This window comes from Psychrobacillus glaciei (assembly GCF_008973485.1).
GTDB classification, from domain to species: Bacteria; Bacillota; Bacilli; order Bacillales_A; family Planococcaceae; genus Psychrobacillus; species Psychrobacillus glaciei.
In genome coordinates, this window is record NZ_CP031223.1 from 204,709 (window position 1) to 228,819 (window position 24,111).

Consider the following 24,111-nt stretch of genomic DNA (forward strand, 5'->3'; position numbering starts at 1 on the left):
GCATGAAAAAAATTTTAAAAGTTAGTTTGGACAGAATCCACATTTTTGTAGTCCAGGAATGTCTTTTGAAAAACAGCATGTTGTTCGGACTGGGGCGTTTATTAGTTGTGCGGGATTTTTTCCTTTTAAATAATTTGATAAAGACGATTTTGTCGTAAATTTTTTCCACATCTCGTCATCTTGAAGTAGGTTCCAATCTATTTTAGCTTGCTCAGCAATTACTGGATTATCTAAAAAAACGTAGTAATGCCAAAGCAAATAACCAAACACATTTTCCCAAAGTGTCAAAGGGGAGATGCTGCATTGTGCTCGAAGTTGTTGGATGATTGGATAGCATTGATGCTCCCAAACAAGTCGAATATCTTCTGCTCGATGTTCTTTTACATTTCGAAAGTATTCTGCCGGTATATACGTGCTAATTGTCTTGTTGTTATACTCGGTTGTTACAAAAAATTGTAATGATTCAAGTGGTCCATCCCAAATTTCATCATACATAGTCATCATATAAAACTGCATGGAAATGAACATTCCAACTCTTCGCATAAAAAAGGATGCAGCAATTGGATCATTCGGTGCTTGGGAAATTAGCTTAATCATCGGAAGTGCATTATCCACGTTTTTTGCATGAAAAATGGGTATTCCAGTTGCTTCCAAATAGACGCTGTAATTATTCAGTTGTCGGATTTGATCGTTCGTTAAAGTTGTCATACAAGTAGTATACAATTTTTTTAGAAATTAGTTGACATTTTAAATGAAAATGATTATCATTACCATATAGAAACTTACTCTTAATGTGAGAAGGTTCTTAACAGCGACTTTTCTCCAAATTGTAGCTGATTAATCGCACACTTAACCCCCTCAACGTTGAGTTAGTGCATTCATGTATATCGGTAGCCAAAAATGGTTGCCGATTTTTTTTGTGAGGATTAATAATTCGATTGTTTTGTGCAACTCTTCACTAATTCTGTGCAACCTTTCACTAAATTGACATTAAAAAATTTAGTGCCTATAATCTTGAGAATATACAGTTGGGTAGGTATGGAGTACCTACCTTTGCTTATAGTAGAGATAGAGGCTACTAAAAATAGAAGGAGGTAGAAGAGTGAAGATGGATTTAAAGACACAAGCATTAAATATGCATCGAAGCTATAAAGGGAAAATGGAGATGATTTCAAAGGTTCCTATAGAAAGTATGGTAGATTTGAGTTTAGCTTATTCGCCTGGAGTGGCAGAACCTTGTTTGGAAATAAAAAATAATCCTTCTACCATTTATGACTATACGATGAAAGGTAATCTGGTAGGAATTGTGACAGATGGGACAGCCGTTTTAGGATTGGGTGATATCGGACCAAAAGCAGCTTTACCTGTAATGGAAGGCAAGGCAATTTTATTAAAAAGATTTGCGAATGTCGACGCTTTTCCAATTTGTTTAGATACAAAAGATATAGATGAGATTGTGCAAATTGTAAAAGCATTAAGCCCGACATTTGGAGCGATAAATTTAGAAGATATTTCAGCTCCTCGATGTTTTGAAATTGAAGACCGTCTTCGTCAAGAACTAAATATACCGGTATTTCATGATGATCAGCATGGAACAGCTATTGTAGTTGGGGCAGGACTGCAAAATGCAGTAAAGATTGTTCAGAAAGAGATTTCTTTATTAAAAGTAGTGATTAATGGTGCTGGAGCTGCAGGAATGGCTATCTTAAGAATTCTTCAACAACTTGGGTATCAACAAATTATTATGTGTGATTCAACAGGAATTATTTATGAGGGTCGTGAAGAAGGAATGAACCCAATTAAAGAAGCTATTGCGAGTACTACGAATCCGCTCGGTTTAAAGGGATCATTAAAAGATGCAATGGATGAAGCTGATGTATTTATCGGTGTTTCTGTAGCTAATCTTTTAACGAGAGAAATGATTGATGCGATGAAAGTTAATCCTATCATTTTTGCTTTAGCAAATCCGAATCCTGAAATCGCGTATGATTTAGCGAAAGAGTGGGGTGTCAGAGTTATTGCGACTGGACGTTCTGATCATCCGAACCAAGTGAATAATGTTTTAGCTTTTCCAGGAATTTTCAGAGGAGCACTAGATGTACGAGCAACGGATATTAACGAGGAAATGAAGCTAGCTGCCGTTCAAGCAATTGCTTCACTTATTGAAGAGAGTGAACTTCGAGAAGACTACATCATTCCGGATGCATTTGATGAAAGAGTAGTAAGTGCGGTTGCAAAAGCCGTTAGTGATGCTGCAATTAAATCGGGTGTCTCGGTTTTATTTCAACAAGAATTGAAAGAAGTATAAACATAGCAAAACGTTCTAAGAGGAAAGTGCCTCGATGGAACGTTTTTTTATTGGAAACTTTTCCTCCGGTCAAACGTAAAATTAGGTACATGAAGAAAAGAGGGGATTCAAATGGACGTACGCGAATTTTATGTTTCATTATCACCAAAAGCAGCGCTGGACATTTTGCAAGAGTCTATCGTACAAGGAAGTATTTCGGGAGCAATTGTAGACGTGTATGAACGTGTTGTTGGCGAGCAGCAAGTCATTGTATGTGTTTTAGAAAAGTATTATATGCGTACAAGTAATCGTGCTTCATTAACTATCACAATTGACAACTTGGAGAATAATACGAAAGTGCACGCCGCTTCATCCGGTGCAGGGCAAGGCGTATTTCTTCGCTTCGACTGGGGAGCGGGAGGAAGTTTTGTAAATAATGTGGAAAAAGCGCTAGAAGAATATAGAATATAAATAAAAGTGCAGTATTATGATCACTCATAACACTGCACTTTTTATTATTTGGTTTTCAAGGCCTTTTTCGTATTCAAAACTTTCGTATAGTAACTATGTAAAAACATTCCTAGAATAATAACGCCAAGGCCAATTAGTGCAATTGGTGCTGGCAAAGGAACATGGAGCAAAAACATTTCGCCAATAATAACGAAAATAATTTCAGTGGACTGGGTTGCTTCTACCGCCGCAAGTTTACCTTGATGATTCCGAACACGATCCGTTGCCATAAAGAATAAAATGGTTGCGACAACTCCGGAGCTGATAGCGACAATTAAAGATTGAACAACTTGAGCTAAGGAAGGTAAGCCAACCGTGAAAATCGCATATATTGCCAATAAGATCCAAGAAGGCATCGAAGCAATGGTCATGCCTAAAACGCGCTGAAATGTATCTAGCCTACCTTCTAAATGTCCCATCATTTTCCGATTTCCTAACGGATAAGCAAATGATGCAACGATTACAGGTAGGATCCCTAAAAAGATCATGTTCATATGAACTGATTCTGTATTTGGAATTTGTATAAGAATGATTCCTATTAAAATAACAAGCGATATAAAAAGAGAGACAATTGGAATCTTTTGTTTCATAATTCGATTCTCGATTTTCAGCGTGAATAATGGTGCAAGGAGAACACCTGCTACAATTGTAAACTGCCACATCCCTGATATTAGCCAGCCTGGTCCGTAAGCAGCCGCAAAAGTTAGTGGTGCGTAAAATAGCACAAAACCAACGAAGCTCCAAACTAGCCAAGGAAAAGGAGCAGTTTTTAATTCCTTAAACGTTGTAGATAAACCTTTTCTATAAAAGACAATGATGAATAAAAAAGGGACCATAAAAAAATATCGGAGGGAAGAGCTCCAAAGCCAGCTTCCTCCCGACATTTCCATTGAACGATTAAGTATAAAGGTTACCGCAAAAAATAATGAGGCTAAAACACCAAGTAAAATTTCGCGCACATGAGCACCTACTTAAGCTTGTTTTTCGAACGATTGGATAATGCCTTTAACGACTTCCGTTGCTTTTTCCATCACGTCTACTGAGATGAATTCATATTTCCCGTGATAATTTTCTCCACCTGTAAACACGTTTGGAGTAGGCATTCCCATGTAAGAAAGCTGAGATCCATCCGTACCGCCGCGAACTGGAATGATAAGTGGTTCGATATCTAATGAAACCATTACATCTCTTGCTACATCTACAATTTCCATAACAGGTGTAATTTTTTCACCCATATTATAGTACTGGTCAATTAATTCAACCGAAACAGCATCTTCACCGCATTCTGCATTAACTTTTGCTGCAGTATCTAGGAATAATTGCTTTTTCGCTTCAAATTTTTCACGATCATGATCACGAATTATATAGCTAAGTTCTGTTTTCTCCACATCACCATTAAAATTCATCAAATGGATAAACCCTTCATAGCCATCTGTTTTTTCGGGAACCGAGTCTGTTGGCATATGGGATTGGAATTTTGTAGCTATTGTAATAGAGTTCACCATTTTTCCTTTTGCAGAACCGGGATGCACGCTTGTGCCATTCGTTACAACTTTAACACCCGCTGCATTGAAGCTTTCAAATTGCAATTCGCCAAGTGGACCTCCATCCATCGTATAAGCAAACTTTGCGCCAAATGCTTCCACGTCAAATTTATGTGGACCACGTCCGATTTCTTCATCTGGAGTAAATGCAACACGAATTTTTCCGTGTTTTACTTCTGGATTTTGAATGAAGTATTCCATTGCCGTCATAATAATCGCGATACCTGCTTTATCGTCGGCACCTAAAAGTGTAGTACCATCCGTTGTCAAAAGTGTATGTCCAACGTAATTTTTAAGTTCTGGAAAATCTTTCACAGTCATCACAGTCGATGCATTTAGAGTGATATCTTGTCCGTCATAGTTATCGATACGTTGAGGATTTACATTTTTACCTGTGTAATCCGTTGCAGTATCAACATGTGCCAAAAATCCAATTGTCGGAAGATCTTTTTCAGTATTGGAAGGCAATGTAGCAAATAAATAACCGTTTTCATCTAAAGTGATTTCTTCCAACCCTACTTCAGCTAATTCTTTTTCTAATACATGAAGCAAATCCCATTGTCCAGCAGTCGTTGGACAAGTAATACTTGCTGCATCTGATTGTGTGTCTATTTTTGCGTAGCGTGTTAAACGCTCGATTAATGTTTCTTTCATGAGAATAAATCCCCTTTCAAATTATAAAGCATATGCTTATTTTAACAGATTCTTTCGATTTGCGGAATAATAGGTATGAATACTATAAGCAAATAAGAACTGTGCTCCGTAATAGGAAATCATAATAAGGGCATCCGAAAAAGGAACATCTACAATAAATCGATTAATGGCAAGCACTGAATCCGAAAACATAAATAAAATGGCACCAATAATCGCTAATTTATTAGCTGTTTGAAAAGCATTCCAGCCCATTAACAAAATAACGACAATATAAAGGATAACTGCAAAAGCTAAAATAGTTTCTCCACTAGTCCAAAGAGTTCCGGCAATCCAGATAGCCATAGCAATTCCATACACAATCAGAAGTACCGCAGCCCGCTTTGGAATAGTTGCCGTTTTAATATGACGGAACGCAACGATATACCAAATATGCCCGATTAAAAATGTAATAAGGCCAACAATAAACCAATAAATTAAACCATCCGCAAGCATACATATAAATAGTCCAGTCATAATAAGTATTTTATATTTTTTGGACTCTCCAGCAGATTGCTTAAATGCAAGCAAAATAATCAATAGCATTGGGATAAGTTTAAATATTATTTTTGTGGATACTGGATCCGCTGGAATGAAGAAAATATAAATAATTGCCATAACCACTGTAAAAATGCTAATAATCTTTTTCCACATAAAAATAATGACACCCCTTATATTTTAAATTCGTTATTGGTAGAAAATATCCTGCAATAGTATATGCGAATATAAAATAAAAAAAGAACAAGCATTAGTAAATGCTTGTTCCATTGTTCTTTATTGTTCTAGTGAATTGTAAGTTACATAAGTCCCGGCAATTAAATCGTGAATTGCCCGGTTATCTTTAAGGAGACCTACCATGAACGCACTAACAATCAATCCGATTCCAAAAGTGAAAATATATACAAGACCACCAACTACTACGCGCAAAATCATTGCTCCATAACCGAGCTTCGAGCCATCTACTTTGGCAATTCGGATACCTAACATCTTCTTTCCAATCGTAAACCCATACCATAAAACGGGAACAATTAAAGTATATAAGATATTTCCAAAGCTAGTAATCGGTGTTTCCTCCCAATCACCAGCAAGAAGATAGCTAATAATAGCTAATGGAATCCCGATAATTAAACTATCTAGAAGGCTTGCAGCAAATCGTATCCAAAAACCGGCAGGATTCTGCATGTTAGAACCTCCTTTCTTTGTTTATAGAGCAGAGTCATCCACACTATTCAAATATTCTTCTATCGAACCAATAACCGATTCCACACAGCCTTCTTCAAATGGAGATATTAAGTTTGCATCCGCTACTAATTTAGTAAAAGATTTTGAGCCGCCTAACTGACAAAGGTGTAAATAATCCTTCCAAGCCCCTTCGTGATCTTCTCTTGAACGCTTCCAAAATTGGAATGCACAAATTTGAGCTAATGTGTAGTCAATATAATAGAATGGGCTAGCATAGATATGCCCTTGACGTTGCCAGAAGCCACCTGCTTCTAAGTAACTATTTCCTTCATAATCACGATGAGGTAAATAAATTTCCTCGATTTTTTTCCAGGCAGCTTTACGTTCAGCAGGAGTCATTTCCGGATTTTCATACACGACATGTTGGAATTCATCCACTGCGACCCCATAAGGCAAGAACAGAAGTCCGCTGCTTAAATGTGCGAATTTATATTTGTCTGTTTGCTCTTTAAAGAATAATTCCATCCATGGCCATGTGAAAAATTCCATACTCATCGAGTGTATTTCACATGATTCAAATGTCGGCCAAACGTACTCAGGAATTCCAATATTGCGGCTCGTAAACACTTGGAATGCGTGACCTGCTTCATGTGTTAACACATCGATATCTCCAGATGTTCCATTAAAGTTAGAGAAAATATACGGAGATTCATAATTATCGATGAATGTACAATATCCTCCAGATTCCTTCCCTTTCTTCGCTACTAAATCCATCAAATCACGGTCAATCATAAACTGGAAGAACTCAGCCGTTTCAGGTGATAACTCTTCATACATCTTTTTACCATTATCCACAATCCACTCAGGAGATCCTTGTGGTGTAGCATTTCCGGTTAAGAATTTAAGTGACTCATCGTAAAATTTTAATTCATCGATTCCAATACGCTTCGCTTGGCGTTCGTATAACTTTGTTGCAACAGGCACGATAAAATCACGTACTTGATCACGGAATTTTTTCACCATTTCGGCATTATAATCGATACGATTCATACGAATATAGCCAAGCTCCACGAAGTTTTTATATCCTAGTTTAGTTGCAATTTCATGACGAACTTTTACAAGCTGATCATAAATATTATCGAACTTTGCTTCATGTTCCTGGAAGAAACTAGATCTTGTTTCCATTGCCTTCTTACGCACATCTCGATCTGTCGATTCTGAATATGGTCCAAGTTGGGCAAGAGTCAAAGTTTCCCCGTTAAATTCTACTTGTGCAGAAGCAACGAGCTTCGAATAGTCAGAAGCTAATTTGTTTTCCTTCTGCATTAAAGAAATTACTTCAGAAGAAAAGGCTTTTATTTGAAAATCAGCAAGGTCAAATAGCTGGCTACCCCATTTTTCTTCTAATTCATTTCGGAAAGGAGAAGCGACAAGTGCTTTGTAATATTCCGTAACAAGCTCTTCAACTTCTGGACTTACTTCATCAAAGTAATCTCTTTCTTTTTGATAATATTCATCATTCGTATCAATGGATGCCCGAATATATACCAAATTAGCCTGCGTTGAAAAATCATTGCGAAGTGCATTCAGTTCTTCAATCGTTGTACTTTGCTCTTCTACAGAAGCTGCTTCCTTAAACTTCGTTAAAGCCTCATGAAACTTTACTTTGTCTTCGTCTAAATTTGGGCGTTTATATTCATAATCTTTAAATGTTACCAATGATATTCTCCTCCTGGTCGTTTCTTCGAAATTCGAAACGTTCTCATTTCCATTGTTCATTATTTTCAGATATATTGCAACTGTATATTTTTGTTTGATTTTTTATAGACAATAGTTTATTATGTCTATAAAATAACAAACGAAAAAAGGTTGTGTTTATTTATGGAGGTATCGGAGTTGTTTTGGAATGCAAATGCAGAACGATTGAAAGTTGGTTATATAGAAGAAAGCGAATCTTTTGTTTGCCTATTATGTGGAGAAAAGATTGAAAAAGGTATTATTTACCCTGCAGAAAATTTATTATTTGAGGCAGAGCGATATATGAAACGACATATTGAGTTGGAGCATGGATCTGTATTTCATTATCTAATTGATCTCAATAAAAAACTTACGGGACTAACGGAACATCAAAGTAGTTTGCTTCGATTATTTTACGAAGGTAAAAGTGATGCGGAAATACAAACAGAACTGAATATAGGCAGCGGTTCGACAATTCGAAATCATCGTTTTGTCTTAAAGGAAAAAGAGCGGCAAGCAAAAATATTTTTCACGATGATGGAATTACTGAAGGAAAAAGATGACCATGCTCCAACATTCCTACCTCTTCATAAAACAGCAACAATGGTAGATGATCGTTACAATATCACGAAAGAAGAGCAAGTGGACGTAGAGAAGAAATTTTTCCCTGAGGGCGTCGATGGAATGCTAATAAAGTTCCCAAAGAAAGAAAAACAAAAACTTGCAACCCTACGTGTCATCGTTAAACGATTTGAGCAAGAAAAAACATACAGCGAAAAAGAAATAAATGAAGTACTAAAAAATGTATATGCTGACTTCGTTACATTAAGACGTTATCTTATCGAATACGGATTTTTAGATAGAAAAGATGACGGTAGCGCGTATTGGGTAAAAAACTAAAGTAGAGGATGGAGTAAATTGGATCGCAAAAAAGAATTAAAACAAGCATACAAAGAAGTAAAAATTGAAAGTGGAATTTATGTCATCACAAATAATCAAAACGGTAAAAAGTTCATTGCATCGACACGTAACTTTAAAACGTTAAACGGTACGAAATTCACCTTAGAAACAGGTACGCATACAAATCGTCAGCTCCAAGAGGAATGGAATCAATTCGGAAAAGATGCATTTGAAATAGAGAAAGTGGAAATCCTTAAACCGTCGGAAAATCAATTTATTGATGAAAAGAAAGAACTTGAAAAGTTACTAAGCAAATGGATTGAACAAATGCAACCATTTGGGGATAAAGGTTACCATACTTAAGAAATTGGCACGAAAAAGGCTTCTTTATCCAGAGAAGCCTTTTAATAAACCAGAAGAATGAAACTAAAAAAGTAACCGATTTGTCCGTCCGAGAGCAATCCGCCTAGATCTGAGAGATCCCAATCCCGATCAAGTGCGAAAAAAATAACTCCGAACATATCCAGAGTTATTTCCCTACAATATAAGTTTTCAAAAGCGCCGCCCGCTCACGCAACCTCAATTTCATTTCCACGCTTTTCGGAGTTTTTGCTGCCACGCTATCGGCATCCCAAACTAACTTTTTAGCAAGTATTTTCGCTCGATGTAAGTGGTAGTCACTTGTAATAATTGTCACGGAGGTCACATTATCGGGGAGTAACTCTTGCGAAAATAGTAAGTTTTCATAAGTAGAAGTTGACTGATCTTCTACGATAAGTCGATCTTCTACTATCCCATTTTCTAAGAGAAATTCCTTCATGTAAACAGCTTCCGCAATATCTTCATCTTGTCCTTGTCCACCAGAGACAACAAGCTTCACATGTGGATATTCTCTTGCATATGCTAGCGCCGAATCTAATCGATACTTTAATGCTAGAGAAGGAATATTTCCTTTTTTCACTTTTGCCCCAAGCACGATAGCATACTCATTCGATCCATTCGCTTTCGGCTCAAGACCATCATCAATCCATTTATTAGTAAGCAACCAAACGCCAAATCCCCCAGAAGCAATAACGAATAAAGGAATAAGCACAATCCACCTCATTTTTTTCTTCATTCAAATCACTCATTTCATTCACATAGAAGGCTTCTTTTTTCTTAAAAAGGCTGATATTCTTGGCTCTTCATTAGAAGCCAAACGACGAAAATTTTCGATATGCAAAATTAATGCCATGACGAATAAAAAACTCGCGATAACAATAGAAGCAAATCCTTCTGTAAACCAAATAGTCCCGCCCACAAATACAAAGTAAAAAACAAATACACCAATCAATAAATAGTCCGTTAAAAAAGTCGTGCCTATTAATAATAAAAGTCCAATCAGTCCAATGGGCCAATAAATAGCAAACAAAATACCGATAATTGAAGCAGTTCCTTTTCCACCTTTAAACCTAGTGTAGATGGGAAAGTTATGACCTAAAATAACAGCGGCTCCGGCTAAATAAAGTAATAAGTCTTGTTCCACATCTGAAAATAAAGAAAAATGCTGCATAAAAAAACGGGTACCACTAATAACGAATACCCCTTTCAGAATATCGATCAATGCAACCAAAACCCCATACTTCATTCCGAGAACAATGGCCGCGTTGGAAGCGCCAGAATTTTTAAGGCCTTCATTTTTAATATTAACTCCACTAAAAAACTGAGCAACCTTTGAACCATGAATTGCTCCGACTAAATAGCTAATAATTAATACACAAATAATCCAAACTACCATTAAACTACCCCCATAAAATTCCTCTAATACATTTAACGTTTGAGAAATAAAGAAGTTTCAGAATTTTATATTAAAACACTTGACTACGAGATAAAGATAATCATATACTGTGTAACAAGATGGAAAACTAAATCTAATACTCTTATCAAGAGTGGCGGAGGGACTAGGCCCTACGATGCCCGGCAACCAACAAGTTCTGAACTTGGAAAGGTGCTAAATCCTACAAATTCAGAGTTTGAATTTGGAAGATAAGAGGAGGAACATGCGAAACTGCACCCCTCTTCTTAAGTGAAGAGGGGTTTTTGTTTGTTGTCTAGTAAAAAAATAGCGAACATTGCTATATGTTTACTGGCCAGCTGCAGCACCTAACCCCTCGAGGTCTAATGGAAATCTTCTACGTCAAACAAGTTTGACTGCGAAGCTCCCCATTAGCTTGTCGGGGTAGACACAGGTGTTTTCGCATTTCTAATACTCCTCTCTAGCCTCCCTAAGCATCCATCTAAACTACTTTATAGGAGGAATTCAAAATGACAAATCTTCAACCAGAAACACTTCTTTTACACGGTGGTCAGCAACCAGATCCAGTGACAGGTTCAAGAGCAGTGCCTATCCACAAAACAACTTCTTTTGTATTTCGTGATACAGAGCACGCACAAAATCTTTTCGCATTAAAAGAGTCAGGTAATATTTATTCACGTATTACAAACCCAACAGTGGATGTCTTTGAACAACGGGTTGCATTACTAGAAGGCGGAACAGCTGCTGTTGCCTTATCTTCTGGAATGGCTGCAATTGCATTCTCCATTTTGAATATAGCGGGAGCGGGCGATGAAATCATTGCAGCGGAGAATTTATACGGTGGAACATTTAATTTATTTGCCCATACATTGCCGCGATATGGTATTACAGTGAAATTTATCGATTCAACAGATCCAGAAAACTTCCGTGCAGCAGTGACGGACAAAACAAAAGGATTCTTTGCCGAAATTATTGGAAACCCGAGTTTAAATGTCCTTGATGTGGAGAAAGTCGCAGCAATTGCAAATGAAGTAGGGGTACCTTTACTTGTGGATAATACATTTGCAAGCCCGTATGGTGCAAATCCAATTAAACACGGTGCACATGTAGTTATCCATTCAGCAACAAAATGGATCGGCGGACATGGAACAACAATTGGAGGAGTAGTTGTAGATGGAGGGAATTTTAATTGGGATTCTCAAAAGTTCCCCGGATTTACAGAACCAGACGTAACCTATCATGGCTTACGATATGGAATTGATGTTCCAAACGTAGCGTTTGCAGTTAAACTACGTGTTCAACTGCTTCGTGATTTCGGTCCTTCCTTAAGCCCGGAAGCAGCATTCTCTTTTTTACAAGGTTTAGAAACACTTCATCTGCGAGTACCAAAACATAACGAAAATGCACAAAAAATAGCAGAATATCTATCCAATCATGAAGGGGTAGAATGGGTTAACTACCTTGGGTTAGAAGAACACCCATCCTATGAACTTGCACAAAAATACTTAAACTATGGTTTCGGTTCTATCTTAACGTTTGGAGTGAAAGGTGGAAAAGAAGCAGGCCGACATATTATTGACAATATTGAAATTTGGTCGCATGTAGCAAATGTTGGGGATGCGAAATCGCTCATTATCCATCCTGCATCTACAACCCATCAACAATTGACGTCAGAGGACTTAGTGAAATCTGGTGTTACAGAAGACTTAATCCGCTTGTCGGTAGGTCTAGAAGCGGTAGAGGATTTGCGAAATGCGCTTGATAAAGTACTTGTAGAAAGCACAAATGTCCTCTCTAGATAGAATTTTGTTGTTAATTGGGCAAAAATAGTCTACAATATGTAAAATAGTCAGTCGGATTGAAAATTCGATATTTTATTAGAATATGTGGATGGAAGCTCAATTGTGCAGATTCATTTGGAGGAGAAAGTATGGCAAAAATAAAAGCAGCAATTCTTGGTTTTGGAACAGTAGGTCAAGGAATTTATCATATTGTGAATGAAAAAAAAGAAGACTTAAAAAAATCATTAGGATTGGACATCGAAATTAGTGCCATTCTCGTAAATAATTTAGCGAAAGAAAGAATACAAACACCTGGGGTACTCGTAACAGACGATTTCGAGGATATTATTAATATTCCAGGACTTCAAGTTGTGTTTGAAGCCATTGTGAATGAAGAGCCAGCATATGGCTACTTATGTAAAGCGATTGATAAAGGATGTCACGTGATTACGGCAAATAAAGTGATGTTTTCTAAATATAGTATTCCACTTCATGAACGTGCAAAATCACGTGGTGTATTTATCGGATACGAAGCAACCACAGCTGGTGGAGTTCCTGTTATTAAAACGTTGAAAAATTTACTTCAAGTGAATTCAGTGAAAAGAATTCAAGGAATATTAAACGGCACGTCTAACTACATTTTGACGCAAATGCGTTTAAATGAATGCCAGTTCAATGATGCATTAACAGAAGCACAAGATTTAGGCTATGCGGAAGCAGATCCGTATAATGACATTTCTGGTCAAGACGCATTTCGTAAGTTGATGATATTAAGTGCGCTTGCATTTAAGAAGCAACCAAATTGGGATGATGTGCGAGTGGTTGGAATTGACGGCATTTCATTAGAAGATGTGAAAAAAGCAAAGCAAGAAGGGCTTCGTTATCGCCATGTGGCAGAAATCGAGCAAGATGAAAATGGCGAACTTTTCGCTTCCGTAGGCCCACAACTTGTCGGTCCAGACCATCCTTTATATGCAATTGAAGCAGTAAACAATGCGGTCGCCCTAGATACAAACTATATCGGTACACTAACACTCGTTGGGCCTGGAGCAGGAATGTACCCAACCGCAAGTGTTATGGTAGAGGATTATGCAGAAATCATCGGCAAACGAGCAGGGTTTATGATTACGATCTAAAGTAAAAAAGTGCTTTTCCCTCAATTGAAGTAGACTGTTCAGCTGAGTGGTACAAAACATCAAATAACATCGCAAATATCAAAAAAAAATAGTATGAGCATATGTAAAAAGAAAAGGTACAATAGTCCGTTTCGGACTATTGTACCTTTAAATGTATTCACCAATATCCTAGTGAAGGTTGGATAAGTTTGCTTCAGCCCTTGCTTGTAGTGGGTTCCTGCATGATGCTCATGCACTTAGACGGCAGTTTTACTGACAAATGGTAATTTGTTATAGGATAATGGCTATATATTTGATGGGAAAAATATTAGAGGAAAAACTCCAAAGAGAAGGAAGTGCTAAACGATGAATTTAGAAATGGTTATGCAGGAGCTTGAAGCGCTTGGCAAGGAACGATCTAAAAAAATGTACATGTCCAATGGTGCACATGAGCCGCTTTTTGGTGTAGCAACAGGTGCTATGAAACCAATCGTAAAAAAAATAAAGATAAATCAGCCTTTAGCTGAAGAGCTGTATGCCACAGGGAACTACGATGCGATGTACTTTGCAGGCATTATTGCAGACCCAAAAGCTATGACGGAATCGGATTATGATCGTTGGATGGATGCGGCGTATTTTTATATGATATCCGATTTTGTAGTGGCCATAACGTTATCTGAGTCAGATATTGCGCAAGAAGTTGCTGATAAATGGATTGCAAGCGACGAGGAGCTGAGAATATCAGCGGGTTGGAGTTGCTACTGTTGGCTTTTAGGGAATCGAAAGGATGTAGAATTCTCAGAAAGTAAGATTTTCAATATGCTTGATATGGTGAAAAATATGATTCATCATTCGCCAGAACGAGCGAAATCCTCTATGAATAATTTTGTATATACGGTGGGGATTTCCTATTTGCCACTCCATGAAAAGGCAGTCGAGACTGCAAAGGCAATAGGGATAGTTGAAGTAAAACGGGACGAGAAAAAAAGCAGTTTCCTAAATGCTTACGAAACCATTCTAAAAGGAGTCGATCAAGGAAGAATTGGTTTTAAACGCAAACATGTAAGATGTTGAAATTGGCCTCGCATTGGGAAATGATCTTTCATTATTTAAGGCTGATTAGTAGGGCAAGTTATAATGTGAATGGTTTAAAGTTATAGAGCATTTCGTTGTGAAAGAGGCATGCGAAAAGGGCTTTCCCACAAATTTGGGAAAGCCCTTCTTATATGCATTAGTCTTCGTCTTTCACATCAATATCATCTGGAATCGGTGTATTACGCCACTCGTCAATTTGACGTTTTATTTCTTCCACTTGCTGTAAATGTGTTTCAAATTGAGCGCTATTTACGAAATAATCTTCTCCGTCGAAAATAGCACGAATCTTTTTTTCCGCAATATACCGTTTTACTTGTTCAATAGGCATTGATAAATAATTTGCAGTTTCTTCTACTGTCATATACAAGGTAAATGCCTCCTATCATTATTAGTATATGATACGATTGTATGTATCTCAATATGTGCTATATGAAAAGTTTATAAAAGAAGAACCGGGGGAGTGAAAAATGTCTTTTCTGCCATACATATTTGTATTACTTGGTGCCATTTTATGGGGTACGACGGGTACCGCTCAAACATTATTGCCGGATAGTGCCCACCCTTTTGTGATTAGTGCTGGACGTTCTACAGTAGGTGGTTTTTCTCTATTAGTAATTATGATTCTATTAAAAAAGATTAATTTCAAAACATGGCCATGGAAAGAAACGGTTTATGCAGCTATTTGTATTTCGCTTTTTCAATTATTGTTTTTTTCATCGGTTTTATTAACAGGAGTTGCCATTGCAAGCGTTGTAGCAATTGGGAGTGCTCCGGTATTTTCAGGAATCATTGAATGGGTATTTCTCAAGTTACGACCATCTAAGATTTGGGGGATATCCACTTCATTTGCAATTGTAGGTTGTTTGTTTCTGTTTTTAAATAAAGGGGAAATTACGATCAATCCTATTGGCATCCTGTATTCACTTATCGCAGGGCTAATATTCGCATTTTATACGCTCTCCAGTAAATCTTTGTTACAAAAAGTAGAGGCTATACCTGCTGTGGCAATGACTTTTTCCACTAGTGCCCTTTTATTGATGCCTTTCTTATTTATATATGATGTTAGCTGGTTAAAGGATGCGGGAAACGTCGGGATAATCTTCTACTTAGGCCTTGCCACAACAAGTGTTGCGTATGTGTTGTATGCGAGAGGCCTGCATAAAATTCCTTCCTCATCGGCGTTGACGCTGTCTTTAGCGGAACCAACGACAGCCGCTATTCTAGGGGTATTCATTGTAGGTGAAGTGCTTGGAGTAATGTCTTGGATAGGGATACTTTTATTGTTAGGTAGTATTGTGGTTTTAACGGTTGGTAGTAAATCAAATAGAAAAGTAGCTTAAGAAGTAGATAGCTTTTTGAAAGCACTATCCCCCTTTTAGAAGGATAGTGCTTTTAGAATTTTTATTCCCCTAGTTGTGCAGATTGGATAACTTTTTGTTCATTTTCTACTACATACTCTACGAAAATATGTTTACCTTTTTCTAATCCTTCAAAGAAAGGTACCGCAACTTCGGATAGTTGCATTGCTTCTGTTGTGCCCTCTAAATTTTCCACTTCAATGGAATGAAGATCTTGTTGACCGATATAAATGACTTCTTGTTTCTCCACAACTAGTTTTTTAGGTGCTTCAGTCGTAATAGCTCCAGTCCACTTATAGGTGGTCTCGATTTTAAGATCATTAAGTCCATCTGTAGTTGACCATACGACCAACTTATAAGTTCCGGTTGGTACTCCTGCAAGTTCTGCTTGGAGATTTAGTGGAATAATCCACTCTTCCCCTGGTTGTAATTTGTTCTCCACAATTCCTTGCATAAACATTTTGTTCGCGGAGTAGGTGTAGATTGTTTCCTTCGCTTCATTCAAAAGTTGAAACTCAATTTGTTGTCCGCTCGATGAGGTCAGAACAACTTCCTTTTTTGATTCATTTTTAATAATAAAAGAACCTTCACCATCTGCGTCTAGGACAAGCCTTGTAGATATATTATTATCTTTGCCTTCGCTCCCCGTTGTAGAGCTAACATTACTAGTTCCACAGCTCGCCAAAACGAGGAGGGAAGTACACAGTAGTAAAATCCAGGTAACTCTTTTTGATTTTCTCATATATTACACCTCCTGTTTAAGAATTAGACCATTATTTGGATAAAAAGTTACACTAGATGTAGCTTTTTTTTTTAATGGTCGCTTTCAAGCTATAATTGGTCGCTATTGCAGAAATTTAGTTGCTTTCAGAGACAAATTGGTTGCTCTTCTAAGTAATTTGGTCTCTCTTCTCCATTTATTTCCTAAAACTAAAGAGTTTCTTAAGAATTTCTTCATATTTATCCTGCTGGAATGTTAAGAAATGAAGGGTACAATAAGAAACATAAGAGAGATTAGGGAAGGCATCCTGTGGCAACGGATGAATGACTCGCAATGTGCGGACCGAGGAGGTAAGAAGATGACACAATTTACAGTATTAGTAACGGATGATGACCAAGATATTCGAGATGGTATTGAAATTTACTTAAAAAATGAAGGATATAACGTTCTAAAAGCTGCAGACGGATTAGAAGCACTGCAGTTAATAGAAGAAAATGAAGTTCACGTCATTATTTTAGATATTATGATGCCGAAAATGGACGGAATTGCAGCGACATTCAAAATTAGAGAGCAAAAAAACATTCCTATTATTATGCTGAGTGCGAAAGCGGAGGATTCAGATAAAATCCATGGATTATCAGTTGGAGCAGATGATTATGTAACGAAGCCTTTCCATCCGATGGAGCTGGTGGCACGTGTGAAGTCGCAGTTACGGAGATACACGAAGCTAGGCACCTACCAAGGGCAGCAAAAAGTTATAGAAGTGGATGGACTGACGTTAATTCAAGAAGCAAAAGAACTTACCGTGGAAGGAGAAATTGTCAAACTGACACCTATCGAATTTAAAATTACAGAGCTACTAATGGTCAATGCAGGACGTGTGTTTTCAATTAATGAAATATATGAGCGCGTTTGGAATGAACCCGCATATAACGCAGAAAATATCGTAGCAGTTCATATTCGAAAAATTCGAGAAAAGATTGAAGCGGATTCAAAAAATCCAAGATATCTAAAGGTGGTGTGGGGCGTTGGCTATAAAATCGACAAGTAAGTGGAGTGTCTATTTATCTTTACTAGCAATTGTCTGCGGGGTGACTTGTTTATTTTTTTGTGTAGCCAATTTAATCCCATTTGTCGAAATTAGCCAAAGCTTTCTACAAATCATCCAAAACATGAAAGGGGGAGTTACAGGATGAAGCATACAATAGGTAAAAATGTTTTACTTAGTGTACTAGCAGTCATAACGCTTTTTGCGCTTATTACACTGACGGATAAGGGACGTAATTTTAGTGGAACGAGTTATTTTGATAGTGACGACTTTCAAAGGGAATTTTCTCAATTCGAAACGTCTATTGTTCCGCTAGTTTTAGCAATTCCAGATAAAGAAGAAGTGAAGAAAAAAATAACGGTGACAGCGGATGAAATAGAGGAATATCGTTTCAGATACGGAGATTTAGAAAGTCAGTTGGAGTCCATCAAGCAACAGTATGAAGAAACAACCACCACAGAAACAACTGTAGAAGAAGGTGCAACAGGAGGAACAACAACGGTAGCGCCTAAAGTAGCAATAGACAAAGTATCGAATGCAGAACGCGATAAAAAGTTAGATGATATTACTAAAAATTTTACGGACGATAGTTATGTAGAAAAAAAGATTCTATTAGAAAAAGAAGCACAAGTCGATGCTTATTTTAAATCAATCGAAAGAGCTAAAAATGATTTCTTGAATGACAACGAAGACATTAACTATGACTTGAAAAATATAGAAACAGGCGAACGTTTTACAAGTGGGGACATTAAGTCGAACAATGCATTTGCTAAGAAATACTCCAGTAACTATGGTTATTTAAAAGAAAGAACTGCTTATGAAAATGCGGAAGGCTACGGGAATATTCAAGAGCTATTAGGAAATCCGATTGCACGATTTGAAGGTACGGTTGCTATTCCGGACGATAGCATATTAAATGGGCACAGAGCATATCAATACAAATACTTTTTAACGAATCAACGAACTTTTTATGGAGTACTAGTTGCGGGTTTATTTGCTACCATCGCTTTTGTTTTGCTATGGAGAAAAAGTATGGAGAAATTCCAACATGAGGAATGGGAACAAAAGTATTGTAGTTTACCGATAGATGTACGAATAGCATTGTTTTTTATAAGTATATTTGTAGCTATTACGGCTACAAAAGTGCTAATAGATAATATTTTTTATTATAAAGGCTGGGATTTACCTATATTCACTAGTCTTTTCGCAATATTTTTTACAGGTTTCACATTGTATCAATGGAGCTGGCTGCGAACAGGACTTGGCAAGATAGATTGGAAACAAAGTTTGATATATAGCTGGAGCAGATCATTGAAAGGTTTTTTCTTAAAGCGTTCCATCGGTGTTCAAACAATTATTATGTTGATTGTTATATTCTTTTGGGGATTTGGAACAATGTTGGTATTCACCGTACCAGAAGTCATTATTGTTTGGATTCTGGCTACTCTATTCATCGGTATTCCAGTTCTACTATTTTTATTATCTAGAATGGCTCACTTGAACCGAATCATCGTGAAAACGGAGGAAATGGCAAGAGGTGTTATCGGAAATGAAATAGACGTAAAAGGGAAGTCACCAATTGCAGAGCATGCAGCGAGTTTGAACGAACTTCGTGGTCGAATAAAATCTTCTCATTCCGAACAAGCAAAAAGTGAACGATTGAAAACCGAATTAATCACCAATGTAAGTCACGATTTACGGACACCATTAACATCCATCATTACGTATACCGATTTGTTGAAAAATCCAAGCATAACGGATGAAGAGCGAGCATCCTATATTACGATATTGGATAAAAAATCAATGCGATTGAAAACATTAATTGAAGATTTGTTTGAAGTGTCTAAAATGGCATCGGGCAATATGGAACTAGATAAGCGAAAAGTAGATCTTACGCAATTATTGCAACAAGCCGTTGCAGAGCATCAAGAAGATATTGATAAATCAGGACTTGAATACCGTGTAACGATCGGCACAAAACCTATTATGTCTTATGTAGATGGCCAAAAATGGTGGCGAGTACTCGATAACTTAATCATTAACACATTGAAATATGCACTCCCAAATACACGAGTGTATATCAATTTAGATCAAGTCAACAGGGAAGCCGTTTTCGTCATTAAAAACATAGCGAAGTATGAATTGGGCAATGACGTCAATGAATTAACTGAGCGATTCAAGCGAGCGGATACATCGCGCAACACAGAGGGATCTGGACTAGGCCTTGCAATTGCGCAATCCATTGTGGATTTACATGGCGGCAATCTGCAAATGGAAGTAGACGGCGATTTATTTAAAGTAACTGTGAAAATAGCAACAGTATAACAAAAAGTGGGAAACCTGAGCCGGGGTTTCCCGCTTTTTTTGAGTGAAAATGATTTTAGTTGGAATTCTGAGTGGAGTAGCTGGGAAATATGAAGTGTTAGTTGGAATTTTAGAGCATTTAGTTGGAATTCTTCGTGGTATAGTTGGAATAAAGAATAAAATAGTTGGAAAAACACAAAAGGGAGATGTTTCTAATGGAGATTTTGAATCAATTAACCTTCGCACGAATGTATACATTAGGAAAAATTAAACAGAGTAATGGGGCAGCTTGGGACGTAAAGCCAAATGGATTCAACAATACAATCCATTGGAATACAGGACATGTATTTGCAACAATGGAATCACTTACGAAACGAGCAATTCCTTCCTATGAGCCCGTGAATTCAGAGTGGTTACCCCTATTTGTTCCCGGAACAAACCCGGATAATTGGCAAATAGAGCCTCCAACAATGGAAGAACTGATACAAGCATTAGAAGCGCAACCGGCACGAATAAAAAAAGCACTCGAAAATAATATGCAAAACCAATTAACAGAACCAATGGCAATCGGGAAATTGTATCAAATGGATACAGTAGAAGCTATTGTGCAATTTATGGTTTGGCATGAAGGTGTCCATGCTGGAATTATTCATGCTTTAAATCGCGCTACAATGGAATAAATAATGAAAGTTTATATAGTAGGTTCCGTGGGTAGTGGAAAAACAACTTTAGCAAGAAAAGTGGCAAGGACGCTGCAAATACCACATTTTGAAACGGATAACTTCGTATGGAAGCGACATGCCCCAGAAGATATTCGAAATGAAGTTGAAGTACGCAATCAGTTATTGCTGAACGTGGTTGCATTGGATAATTGGATCATTGAAGGTGTTCATATAGATTGGACAGATCCCGGTTTGCGAGCAGCTGATCAAATTATCTTTTTAGATATTCCTGTTAAGAGCCGATCCTGGCGAATAGTTGCACGATACATTCGTCAGCTCATAAAAGTTGAAAAAGCAAATTACAAACCGACACTCACTATTTTTTTTCGAATGTTCAAATGGAATAGATACTTCGAAGAGCAAATGAAACCATCATTTCAAATGAAATTTAATAAATTTAATCATAAAGTACACCACTTTGTTACGGACAAAGAAGTAGAAGAGTGGTTGCAACGAATAGAAAGAGGATGATTAAATAGATCATCCTCTTTCTATTCGAACCAAATACCGACTAAAAGAGCGACCGCTTAAGCCCAAAACAAAAAAAGGACTCCCTTTCTCTAAAGGTCATCCTCTTCTCTTCAATTCATCTATTTCGCTTAACAAAAAATCCAATTTTCTTTGGATTTGGTTAAAGTGTTCCTTATTCCGCAAGCCTGCTTTCCTATCGATTTCATCTTTACGATTTATTTCAGATAACTCAATGCCCTCACCTATAGTATTAATGATAAAACCAATCGTAATAATAACAGATCCAATTAACCCTACAGCCAAACCTAAACGAGTTGGTAGCTCGTCATTAGGATCTTCAGGAAACATGTACACATACATCCTTTACTCCATCTTTTCATTAGCATATGATGAACAACTCATAGACGTTATTTTTTCGGCGGAACAAGCTGATTTTCAAATGCATAGATAACTGCTTGCGTGCGGTCACTTACTTCCAGCTTGGATAGAATATTGCTGACATGTGTTTTTGCGGTTTTCAATGCAATAAAGAGGGTGTCCGCTATGTCTTGATTCGTTTTGCCTTCTGCCATAAGAAGCAGTACTTCGAGCTCTCGATCCGTTAAGTCTTCATGCAGAGAATGGGTGGAACCTTGGCGCATACGCTTCATCATTTTATTCGTCACTTCAGGCTCTAATACAGCATCTCCATTCATTGTTTTTCGAATGGATTCAGCAATATGAGTAGCTTTTGAAGTTTTTAATAAATAACTAATTGCTCCTGCTTCGAGGGCAGGATAAACTTTATCATCATCAATAAAGCTCGTTATAATCATTACTTTTGCTTCTGGCCACTTTTGCACAATTTCGCGAGTAGCCTCCGCACCGTTCATAATGGGCATCACCATATCCATTAAAATAATATCTGGTTTATGGATTAGCGCCATGTCAACCGCTTCGCGACCATTTACGGCTTCCGCGACTACTTCCATATCAGGCTGGGCCTGCAAGTATGCTGATACGCCGATGCGTACCATTTCATGATCATCCGCTAGTAATATTCGAATCATTTTCTCGCTCCTCTCCATGTGCAGTCTCTTGGGCACTTGCGGTTCTCTCAATTGGCAGTTTCACTTCAACAATTGTTCCTTGTGATGGGACAGATACTACTTTGCAAGTAGCACCTATTTCAACCGCTCTTTCCTTTACATTATCCAAGCCGTAAGAACCCGTTTTCCCGTCTGAGACATCAAAGCCGACCCCATTATCCTGTACTCGGAAAATAGCAAGATTGTCCCGTTCCACGAATAATATGTCTACTTCTGTCGCTTTTGCATGTCGCAAAGTATTAGATAATGTTTCCTGAGCAATTCGGAATAAATGATCCTCCGCACCTTTTGGTAGGGAAACCTCTTCTAGTCGATAACGAATTGTAAAAAATACTTTTTGTTGAAGCTCCAAAAGCAACTCTTCCATTCCTTGCTTCAACGTCTTATTATGCAGAGCAGCTGGACGTAAATGAAGTAACAATGCACGCATTTCTAACTGAGCTTGTTGTACAATCTTTTCTGTTTGAAGTAAAGTTTTTGGTGCTTCTCTTTGTTGCGACTCTTCTATTTCTACCATGGTAGTAAGGAGCATGGATGCAGCGAACAATTGCTGTGAAACCGAATCATGCAGCTCTCTTGCCAAGCGCTGTCTTTCTTGCACGATTCGTTCCTGAATAAGCTTATCTTGTGCTTCTGCTTTTTCATTCGTAATACGTTGCAATGTTTTTCGTTGGGTGAAGATGAGCTGCTCTAATTGATTGGTCGTGACATGTAGTCGCTTAGAGTAAGCATATTTTTTCTTAGTTGGTACAAATTCTTCTGCCTCCAACAAAGGTCTTAAGCTGTTTTCAATTTTCTTTTCTTGATCGCGTACTTTGAGAAGTGTATTTGTGGAAAAACTAAAACTCATAAACGCTAAAACCATAATAATCCAAGCACCTAAAGGGATTTGTGCATATGTAGTCTCCAATAAAGACCACCATTCTGAATCATTAGGCCATCCCCAAAGTGCATATAATAGCATTGCTGCAAGCGCTAATAAAATAAAAAAGAAGGAAAATCCTTGACCGAAGAATATCTTCATTTACGAATCACCTCGATATCCCCAATCCATGTGGAAACAGTGATGACTAACTCTGAAGCGTATGCAACATCTACTAAATACCCATCTTTTAACACGACTGATTGATTCCATAAACGCTGAATTCCACGACCAAAAATGTTCGCTTCTCCAATAATCGTTGCATAATGGAGCCTAACAGGTACTTCATATGGAACATAAATTGTAACTTTTCCAAGTGACTGACGAATAGAAATAAAGGAGGTACCTTTTGGTAATACGGTTTGTGTTACATCAATAACATGCTCTCCGTAGAAACTCTGAACATGAACATCTTGCCATTCATACGCATTAAACGGAGTAGTTTGTGCAGAAAATAGTTTGTTCTGAATGATACTATTGGGAGTTTCTTTATAGACAGTGTCGAATGGTCGTATCATTTGACGAATCGGTTCATTTTTCCAAAGTTTATAAAGTACATATATCATAATGGCAATAAGTAAAAGACGCAGACTCCACATCGAAAAAATAGCGATGAGAATAAAAATAAATCCACCCCAAAATAAAAAGCGTGCACGTCTTCGTAAACTAAAATAAACCATCCCGATGCCAAGAAGGACTAATACAATGCTGCCATTTCCAAAAACTGTAGCCTCGATAAACATAAGAAAAACAAAACAAATGAGAATAAACGCAAGCTTGTTTGTTCGGTTTTCTTTCATATTAAGTATTCCTCCTTCTTCACATAAAGATATGGAGGAGA

Annotated in this window: 27 protein-coding genes and 1 riboswitch; of the genes, 13 read left to right on the forward strand and 14 right to left on the reverse strand. The window is 37.4% G+C overall.

Features of this window, described 5'->3' with window-relative positions:
- Positions 1 to 21: 21 nt before the first annotated feature.
- Complete coding sequence (locus tag PB01_RS01040; RefSeq protein ID WP_151698459.1) at positions 22 to 708, reverse strand: hypothetical protein; 687 nt, start codon at positions 706 to 708, stop codon at positions 22 to 24.
- A 400-nt stretch (positions 709 to 1,108) separates the two neighbouring features.
- On the opposite strand from PB01_RS01040, the gene PB01_RS01045 reads away from it, so the two are divergent.
- Both PB01_RS01045 and PB01_RS01050 read left to right on the forward strand, forming a co-directional pair.
- The gene (locus PB01_RS01045; RefSeq protein WP_151701919.1) at positions 1,109 to 2,308 is read left to right on the forward strand and encodes an NAD(P)-dependent malic enzyme; all 1,200 of its coding nucleotides are present in this window, start codon (positions 1,109 to 1,111) and stop codon (positions 2,306 to 2,308) included.
- 111 nt (positions 2,309 to 2,419) lie between these two features.
- Positions 2,420 to 2,758 carry a DUF6054 family protein gene (locus PB01_RS01050; RefSeq protein WP_151698460.1) on the forward strand — a complete coding sequence of 113 codons (339 nt, stop codon included), beginning with the start codon at positions 2,420 to 2,422 and terminating at the stop codon, positions 2,756 to 2,758.
- A 44-nt stretch (positions 2,759 to 2,802) separates the two neighbouring features.
- On the opposite strand, the gene PB01_RS01055 is transcribed toward PB01_RS01050, so the two are convergent.
- The 5 genes from PB01_RS01055 to PB01_RS01075 form a co-directional block, all read right to left on the reverse strand.
- On the reverse strand, positions 2,803 to 3,756 hold the full coding sequence (locus PB01_RS01055) for a DMT family transporter (protein ID WP_151698461.1): 954 nt from the start codon (positions 3,754 to 3,756) through the stop codon (positions 2,803 to 2,805).
- A 12-nt stretch (positions 3,757 to 3,768) separates the two neighbouring features.
- Positions 3,769 to 4,995, reverse strand: coding sequence for a peptidase T (gene pepT / locus PB01_RS01060; RefSeq protein ID WP_151698462.1), 1,227 nt, complete (start codon positions 4,993 to 4,995; stop codon positions 3,769 to 3,771).
- A 36-nt stretch (positions 4,996 to 5,031) separates the two neighbouring features.
- On the reverse strand, positions 5,032 to 5,685 hold the full coding sequence (locus PB01_RS01065; RefSeq protein ID WP_151698463.1) for a lysoplasmalogenase: 654 nt from the start codon (positions 5,683 to 5,685) through the stop codon (positions 5,032 to 5,034).
- Positions 5,686 to 5,805: 120 nt separating this feature from the next.
- A complete protein-coding gene (locus PB01_RS01070; RefSeq protein ID WP_151698464.1) occupies positions 5,806 to 6,213 on the reverse strand; it encodes an RDD family protein in 408 nt (135 codons plus the stop codon).
- A gap of 21 nt (positions 6,214 to 6,234) precedes the next feature.
- A complete protein-coding gene (locus tag PB01_RS01075) occupies positions 6,235 to 7,932 on the reverse strand; it encodes a M3 family oligoendopeptidase (RefSeq protein ID WP_151698465.1) in 1,698 nt (565 codons plus the stop codon).
- Positions 7,933 to 8,094: 162 nt separating this feature from the next.
- Between PB01_RS01075 and PB01_RS01080 the strand changes: the two genes are divergently transcribed.
- Together PB01_RS01080 and PB01_RS01085 are read left to right on the forward strand one after the other, a co-directional pair.
- Entirely contained in the window at positions 8,095 to 8,850 is a 756-nt protein-coding gene (locus PB01_RS01080; RefSeq protein WP_151698466.1) for a DUF2087 domain-containing protein, read from the forward strand.
- 18 nt (positions 8,851 to 8,868) lie between these two features.
- Positions 8,869 to 9,213 carry a GIY-YIG nuclease family protein gene (locus PB01_RS01085; RefSeq protein ID WP_151698467.1) on the forward strand — a complete coding sequence of 115 codons (345 nt, stop codon included), beginning with the start codon at positions 8,869 to 8,871 and terminating at the stop codon, positions 9,211 to 9,213.
- A gap of 166 nt (positions 9,214 to 9,379) precedes the next feature.
- Here PB01_RS01085 and PB01_RS01090 read toward each other — a convergent pair whose 3' ends face one another.
- Together PB01_RS01090 and PB01_RS01095 are read right to left on the reverse strand one after the other, a co-directional pair.
- A complete protein-coding gene (locus tag PB01_RS01090; RefSeq protein WP_225986128.1) occupies positions 9,380 to 9,967 on the reverse strand; it encodes a YdcF family protein in 588 nt (195 codons plus the stop codon).
- Between the two features lie 18 nt (positions 9,968 to 9,985).
- On the reverse strand, positions 9,986 to 10,627 hold the full coding sequence (locus tag PB01_RS01095) for a glycerol-3-phosphate acyltransferase (RefSeq protein ID WP_151698468.1): 642 nt from the start codon (positions 10,625 to 10,627) through the stop codon (positions 9,986 to 9,988).
- Positions 10,628 to 10,766: 139 nt separating this feature from the next.
- Positions 10,767 to 10,882, forward strand: a riboswitch (SAM riboswitch).
- Positions 10,883 to 11,154: 272 nt separating this feature from the next.
- Here PB01_RS01095 and PB01_RS01100 point away from each other — a divergent pair.
- From PB01_RS01100 to PB01_RS01110, 3 genes are all read left to right on the forward strand, one after another.
- Entirely contained in the window at positions 11,155 to 12,447 is a 1,293-nt protein-coding gene (locus PB01_RS01100; RefSeq protein ID WP_151698469.1) for an O-acetylhomoserine aminocarboxypropyltransferase/cysteine synthase family protein, read from the forward strand.
- A gap of 128 nt (positions 12,448 to 12,575) precedes the next feature.
- Positions 12,576 to 13,562, forward strand: a complete 987-nt coding sequence (locus PB01_RS01105) for a homoserine dehydrogenase (RefSeq protein ID WP_151698470.1) — start codon at positions 12,576 to 12,578, stop codon at positions 13,560 to 13,562.
- A 345-nt stretch (positions 13,563 to 13,907) separates the two neighbouring features.
- Positions 13,908 to 14,615 carry a DNA alkylation repair protein gene (locus tag PB01_RS01110; protein WP_151698471.1) on the forward strand — a complete coding sequence of 236 codons (708 nt, stop codon included), beginning with the start codon at positions 13,908 to 13,910 and terminating at the stop codon, positions 14,613 to 14,615.
- A gap of 157 nt (positions 14,616 to 14,772) precedes the next feature.
- On the opposite strand, the gene PB01_RS01115 is transcribed toward PB01_RS01110, so the two are convergent.
- On the reverse strand, positions 14,773 to 15,003 hold the full coding sequence (locus PB01_RS01115) for an excisionase family DNA-binding protein (protein WP_151698472.1): 231 nt from the start codon (positions 15,001 to 15,003) through the stop codon (positions 14,773 to 14,775).
- 100 nt (positions 15,004 to 15,103) lie between these two features.
- Between PB01_RS01115 and PB01_RS01120 the strand changes: the two genes are divergently transcribed.
- Positions 15,104 to 15,976, forward strand: coding sequence for a DMT family transporter (locus tag PB01_RS01120; protein WP_151698473.1), 873 nt, complete (start codon positions 15,104 to 15,106; stop codon positions 15,974 to 15,976).
- Between the two features lie 61 nt (positions 15,977 to 16,037).
- Here the strand turns inward: PB01_RS01120 and PB01_RS01125 are convergent, their stop codons facing one another.
- Positions 16,038 to 16,736: a BsuPI-related putative proteinase inhibitor gene (locus PB01_RS01125; RefSeq protein ID WP_151698474.1), complete on the reverse strand. Its 699-nt coding sequence runs from the start codon at positions 16,734 to 16,736 to the stop codon at positions 16,038 to 16,040.
- A 337-nt stretch (positions 16,737 to 17,073) separates the two neighbouring features.
- Between PB01_RS01125 and PB01_RS01130 the strand changes: the two genes are divergently transcribed.
- The 5 genes from PB01_RS01130 to PB01_RS01150 all read left to right on the forward strand — a co-directional run bounded on the left by PB01_RS01130 (position 17,074) and on the right by PB01_RS01150 (position 21,260).
- Positions 17,074 to 17,766 carry a response regulator transcription factor gene (locus tag PB01_RS01130; protein ID WP_151698475.1) on the forward strand — a complete coding sequence of 231 codons (693 nt, stop codon included), beginning with the start codon at positions 17,074 to 17,076 and terminating at the stop codon, positions 17,764 to 17,766.
- A gap of 141 nt (positions 17,767 to 17,907) precedes the next feature.
- Positions 17,908 to 20,088 (forward strand): MFS domain-containing histidine kinase, encoded by a 2,181-nt coding sequence (locus PB01_RS01135; protein ID WP_151698476.1) that lies wholly within the window; start codon positions 17,908 to 17,910, stop codon positions 20,086 to 20,088.
- Positions 20,089 to 20,137: 49 nt separating this feature from the next.
- Positions 20,138 to 20,338: a hypothetical protein gene (locus PB01_RS01140; protein ID WP_151698477.1), complete on the forward strand. Its 201-nt coding sequence runs from the start codon at positions 20,138 to 20,140 to the stop codon at positions 20,336 to 20,338.
- Complete coding sequence (locus PB01_RS01145; RefSeq protein ID WP_151698478.1) at positions 20,283 to 20,747, forward strand: DinB family protein; 465 nt, start codon at positions 20,283 to 20,285, stop codon at positions 20,745 to 20,747. Before PB01_RS01140 ends, PB01_RS01145 begins: the two co-directional genes overlap by 56 nt.
- A gap of 3 nt (positions 20,748 to 20,750) precedes the next feature.
- Positions 20,751 to 21,260: a P-loop NTPase family protein gene (locus tag PB01_RS01150; protein WP_151698479.1), complete on the forward strand. Its 510-nt coding sequence runs from the start codon at positions 20,751 to 20,753 to the stop codon at positions 21,258 to 21,260.
- 96 nt (positions 21,261 to 21,356) lie between these two features.
- Here the strand turns inward: PB01_RS01150 and PB01_RS01155 are convergent, their stop codons facing one another.
- The 4 genes from PB01_RS01155 to liaF are packed head-to-tail and all read right to left on the reverse strand — an operon-like array spanning position 21,357 to position 24,070.
- Positions 21,357 to 21,608: a hypothetical protein gene (locus tag PB01_RS01155; RefSeq protein WP_151698480.1), complete on the reverse strand. Its 252-nt coding sequence runs from the start codon at positions 21,606 to 21,608 to the stop codon at positions 21,357 to 21,359.
- A 59-nt stretch (positions 21,609 to 21,667) separates the two neighbouring features.
- Positions 21,668 to 22,309, reverse strand: coding sequence for a response regulator transcription factor (locus PB01_RS01160; RefSeq protein WP_151698481.1), 642 nt, complete (start codon positions 22,307 to 22,309; stop codon positions 21,668 to 21,670).
- On the reverse strand, positions 22,284 to 23,372 hold the full coding sequence (locus tag PB01_RS01165) for a sensor histidine kinase (protein ID WP_151698482.1): 1,089 nt from the start codon (positions 23,370 to 23,372) through the stop codon (positions 22,284 to 22,286). The genes PB01_RS01160 and PB01_RS01165 overlap by 26 nt, the downstream gene beginning before the upstream one ends.
- Complete coding sequence (gene liaF, locus PB01_RS01170; protein ID WP_151698483.1) at positions 23,369 to 24,070, reverse strand: cell wall-active antibiotics response protein LiaF; 702 nt, start codon at positions 24,068 to 24,070, stop codon at positions 23,369 to 23,371. Before liaF ends, PB01_RS01165 begins: the two co-directional genes overlap by 4 nt.
- Positions 24,071 to 24,111 lie beyond the last annotated feature (41 nt).

Bases quoted from the DNA above. Each gene is read 5' to 3' on its own strand.
- PB01_RS01040 (WP_151698459.1), bottom strand. From the start codon at position 708: ATGACAACTTTAACGAACGATCAAATCCGACAACTGAATAATTACAGC.
- PB01_RS01045 (WP_151701919.1), top strand. From the start codon at position 1,109: ATGGATTTAAAGACACAAGCATTAAATATGCATCGAAGCTATAAAGGG.
- PB01_RS01050 (WP_151698460.1), top strand. From the start codon at position 2,420: ATGGACGTACGCGAATTTTATGTTTCATTATCACCAAAAGCAGCGCTG.
- pepT (WP_151698462.1), bottom strand. From the start codon at position 4,995: ATGAAAGAAACATTAATCGAGCGTTTAACACGCTACGCAAAAATAGAC.
- PB01_RS01065 (WP_151698463.1), bottom strand. From the start codon at position 5,685: ATGTGGAAAAAGATTATTAGCATTTTTACAGTGGTTATGGCAATTATT.
- PB01_RS01070 (WP_151698464.1), bottom strand. From the start codon at position 6,213: ATGCAGAATCCTGCCGGTTTTTGGATACGATTTGCTGCAAGCCTTCTA.
- PB01_RS01080 (WP_151698466.1), top strand. From the start codon at position 8,095: ATGGAGGTATCGGAGTTGTTTTGGAATGCAAATGCAGAACGATTGAAA.
- PB01_RS01090 (WP_225986128.1), bottom strand. From the start codon at position 9,967: ATGAAGAAAAAAATGAGGTGGATTGTGCTTATTCCTTTATTCGTTATT.
- PB01_RS01095 (WP_151698468.1), bottom strand. From the start codon at position 10,627: ATGGTAGTTTGGATTATTTGTGTATTAATTATTAGCTATTTAGTCGGA.
- PB01_RS01100 (WP_151698469.1), top strand. From the start codon at position 11,155: ATGACAAATCTTCAACCAGAAACACTTCTTTTACACGGTGGTCAGCAA.
- PB01_RS01105 (WP_151698470.1), top strand. From the start codon at position 12,576: ATGGCAAAAATAAAAGCAGCAATTCTTGGTTTTGGAACAGTAGGTCAA.
- PB01_RS01110 (WP_151698471.1), top strand. From the start codon at position 13,908: ATGAATTTAGAAATGGTTATGCAGGAGCTTGAAGCGCTTGGCAAGGAA.
- PB01_RS01120 (WP_151698473.1), top strand. From the start codon at position 15,104: ATGTCTTTTCTGCCATACATATTTGTATTACTTGGTGCCATTTTATGG.
- PB01_RS01125 (WP_151698474.1), bottom strand. From the start codon at position 16,736: ATGAGAAAATCAAAAAGAGTTACCTGGATTTTACTACTGTGTACTTCC.
- PB01_RS01130 (WP_151698475.1), top strand. From the start codon at position 17,074: ATGACACAATTTACAGTATTAGTAACGGATGATGACCAAGATATTCGA.
- PB01_RS01135 (WP_151698476.1), top strand. From the start codon at position 17,908: ATGAAGCATACAATAGGTAAAAATGTTTTACTTAGTGTACTAGCAGTC.
- PB01_RS01140 (WP_151698477.1), top strand. From the start codon at position 20,138: ATGATTTTAGTTGGAATTCTGAGTGGAGTAGCTGGGAAATATGAAGTG.
- PB01_RS01145 (WP_151698478.1), top strand. From the start codon at position 20,283: ATGGAGATTTTGAATCAATTAACCTTCGCACGAATGTATACATTAGGA.
- PB01_RS01150 (WP_151698479.1), top strand. From the start codon at position 20,751: ATGAAAGTTTATATAGTAGGTTCCGTGGGTAGTGGAAAAACAACTTTA.
- PB01_RS01155 (WP_151698480.1), bottom strand. From the start codon at position 21,608: ATGTTTCCTGAAGATCCTAATGACGAGCTACCAACTCGTTTAGGTTTG.
- PB01_RS01160 (WP_151698481.1), bottom strand. From the start codon at position 22,309: ATGATTCGAATATTACTAGCGGATGATCATGAAATGGTACGCATCGGC.
- PB01_RS01165 (WP_151698482.1), bottom strand. From the start codon at position 23,372: ATGAAGATATTCTTCGGTCAAGGATTTTCCTTCTTTTTTATTTTATTA.
- liaF (WP_151698483.1), bottom strand. From the start codon at position 24,070: ATGAAAGAAAACCGAACAAACAAGCTTGCGTTTATTCTCATTTGTTTT.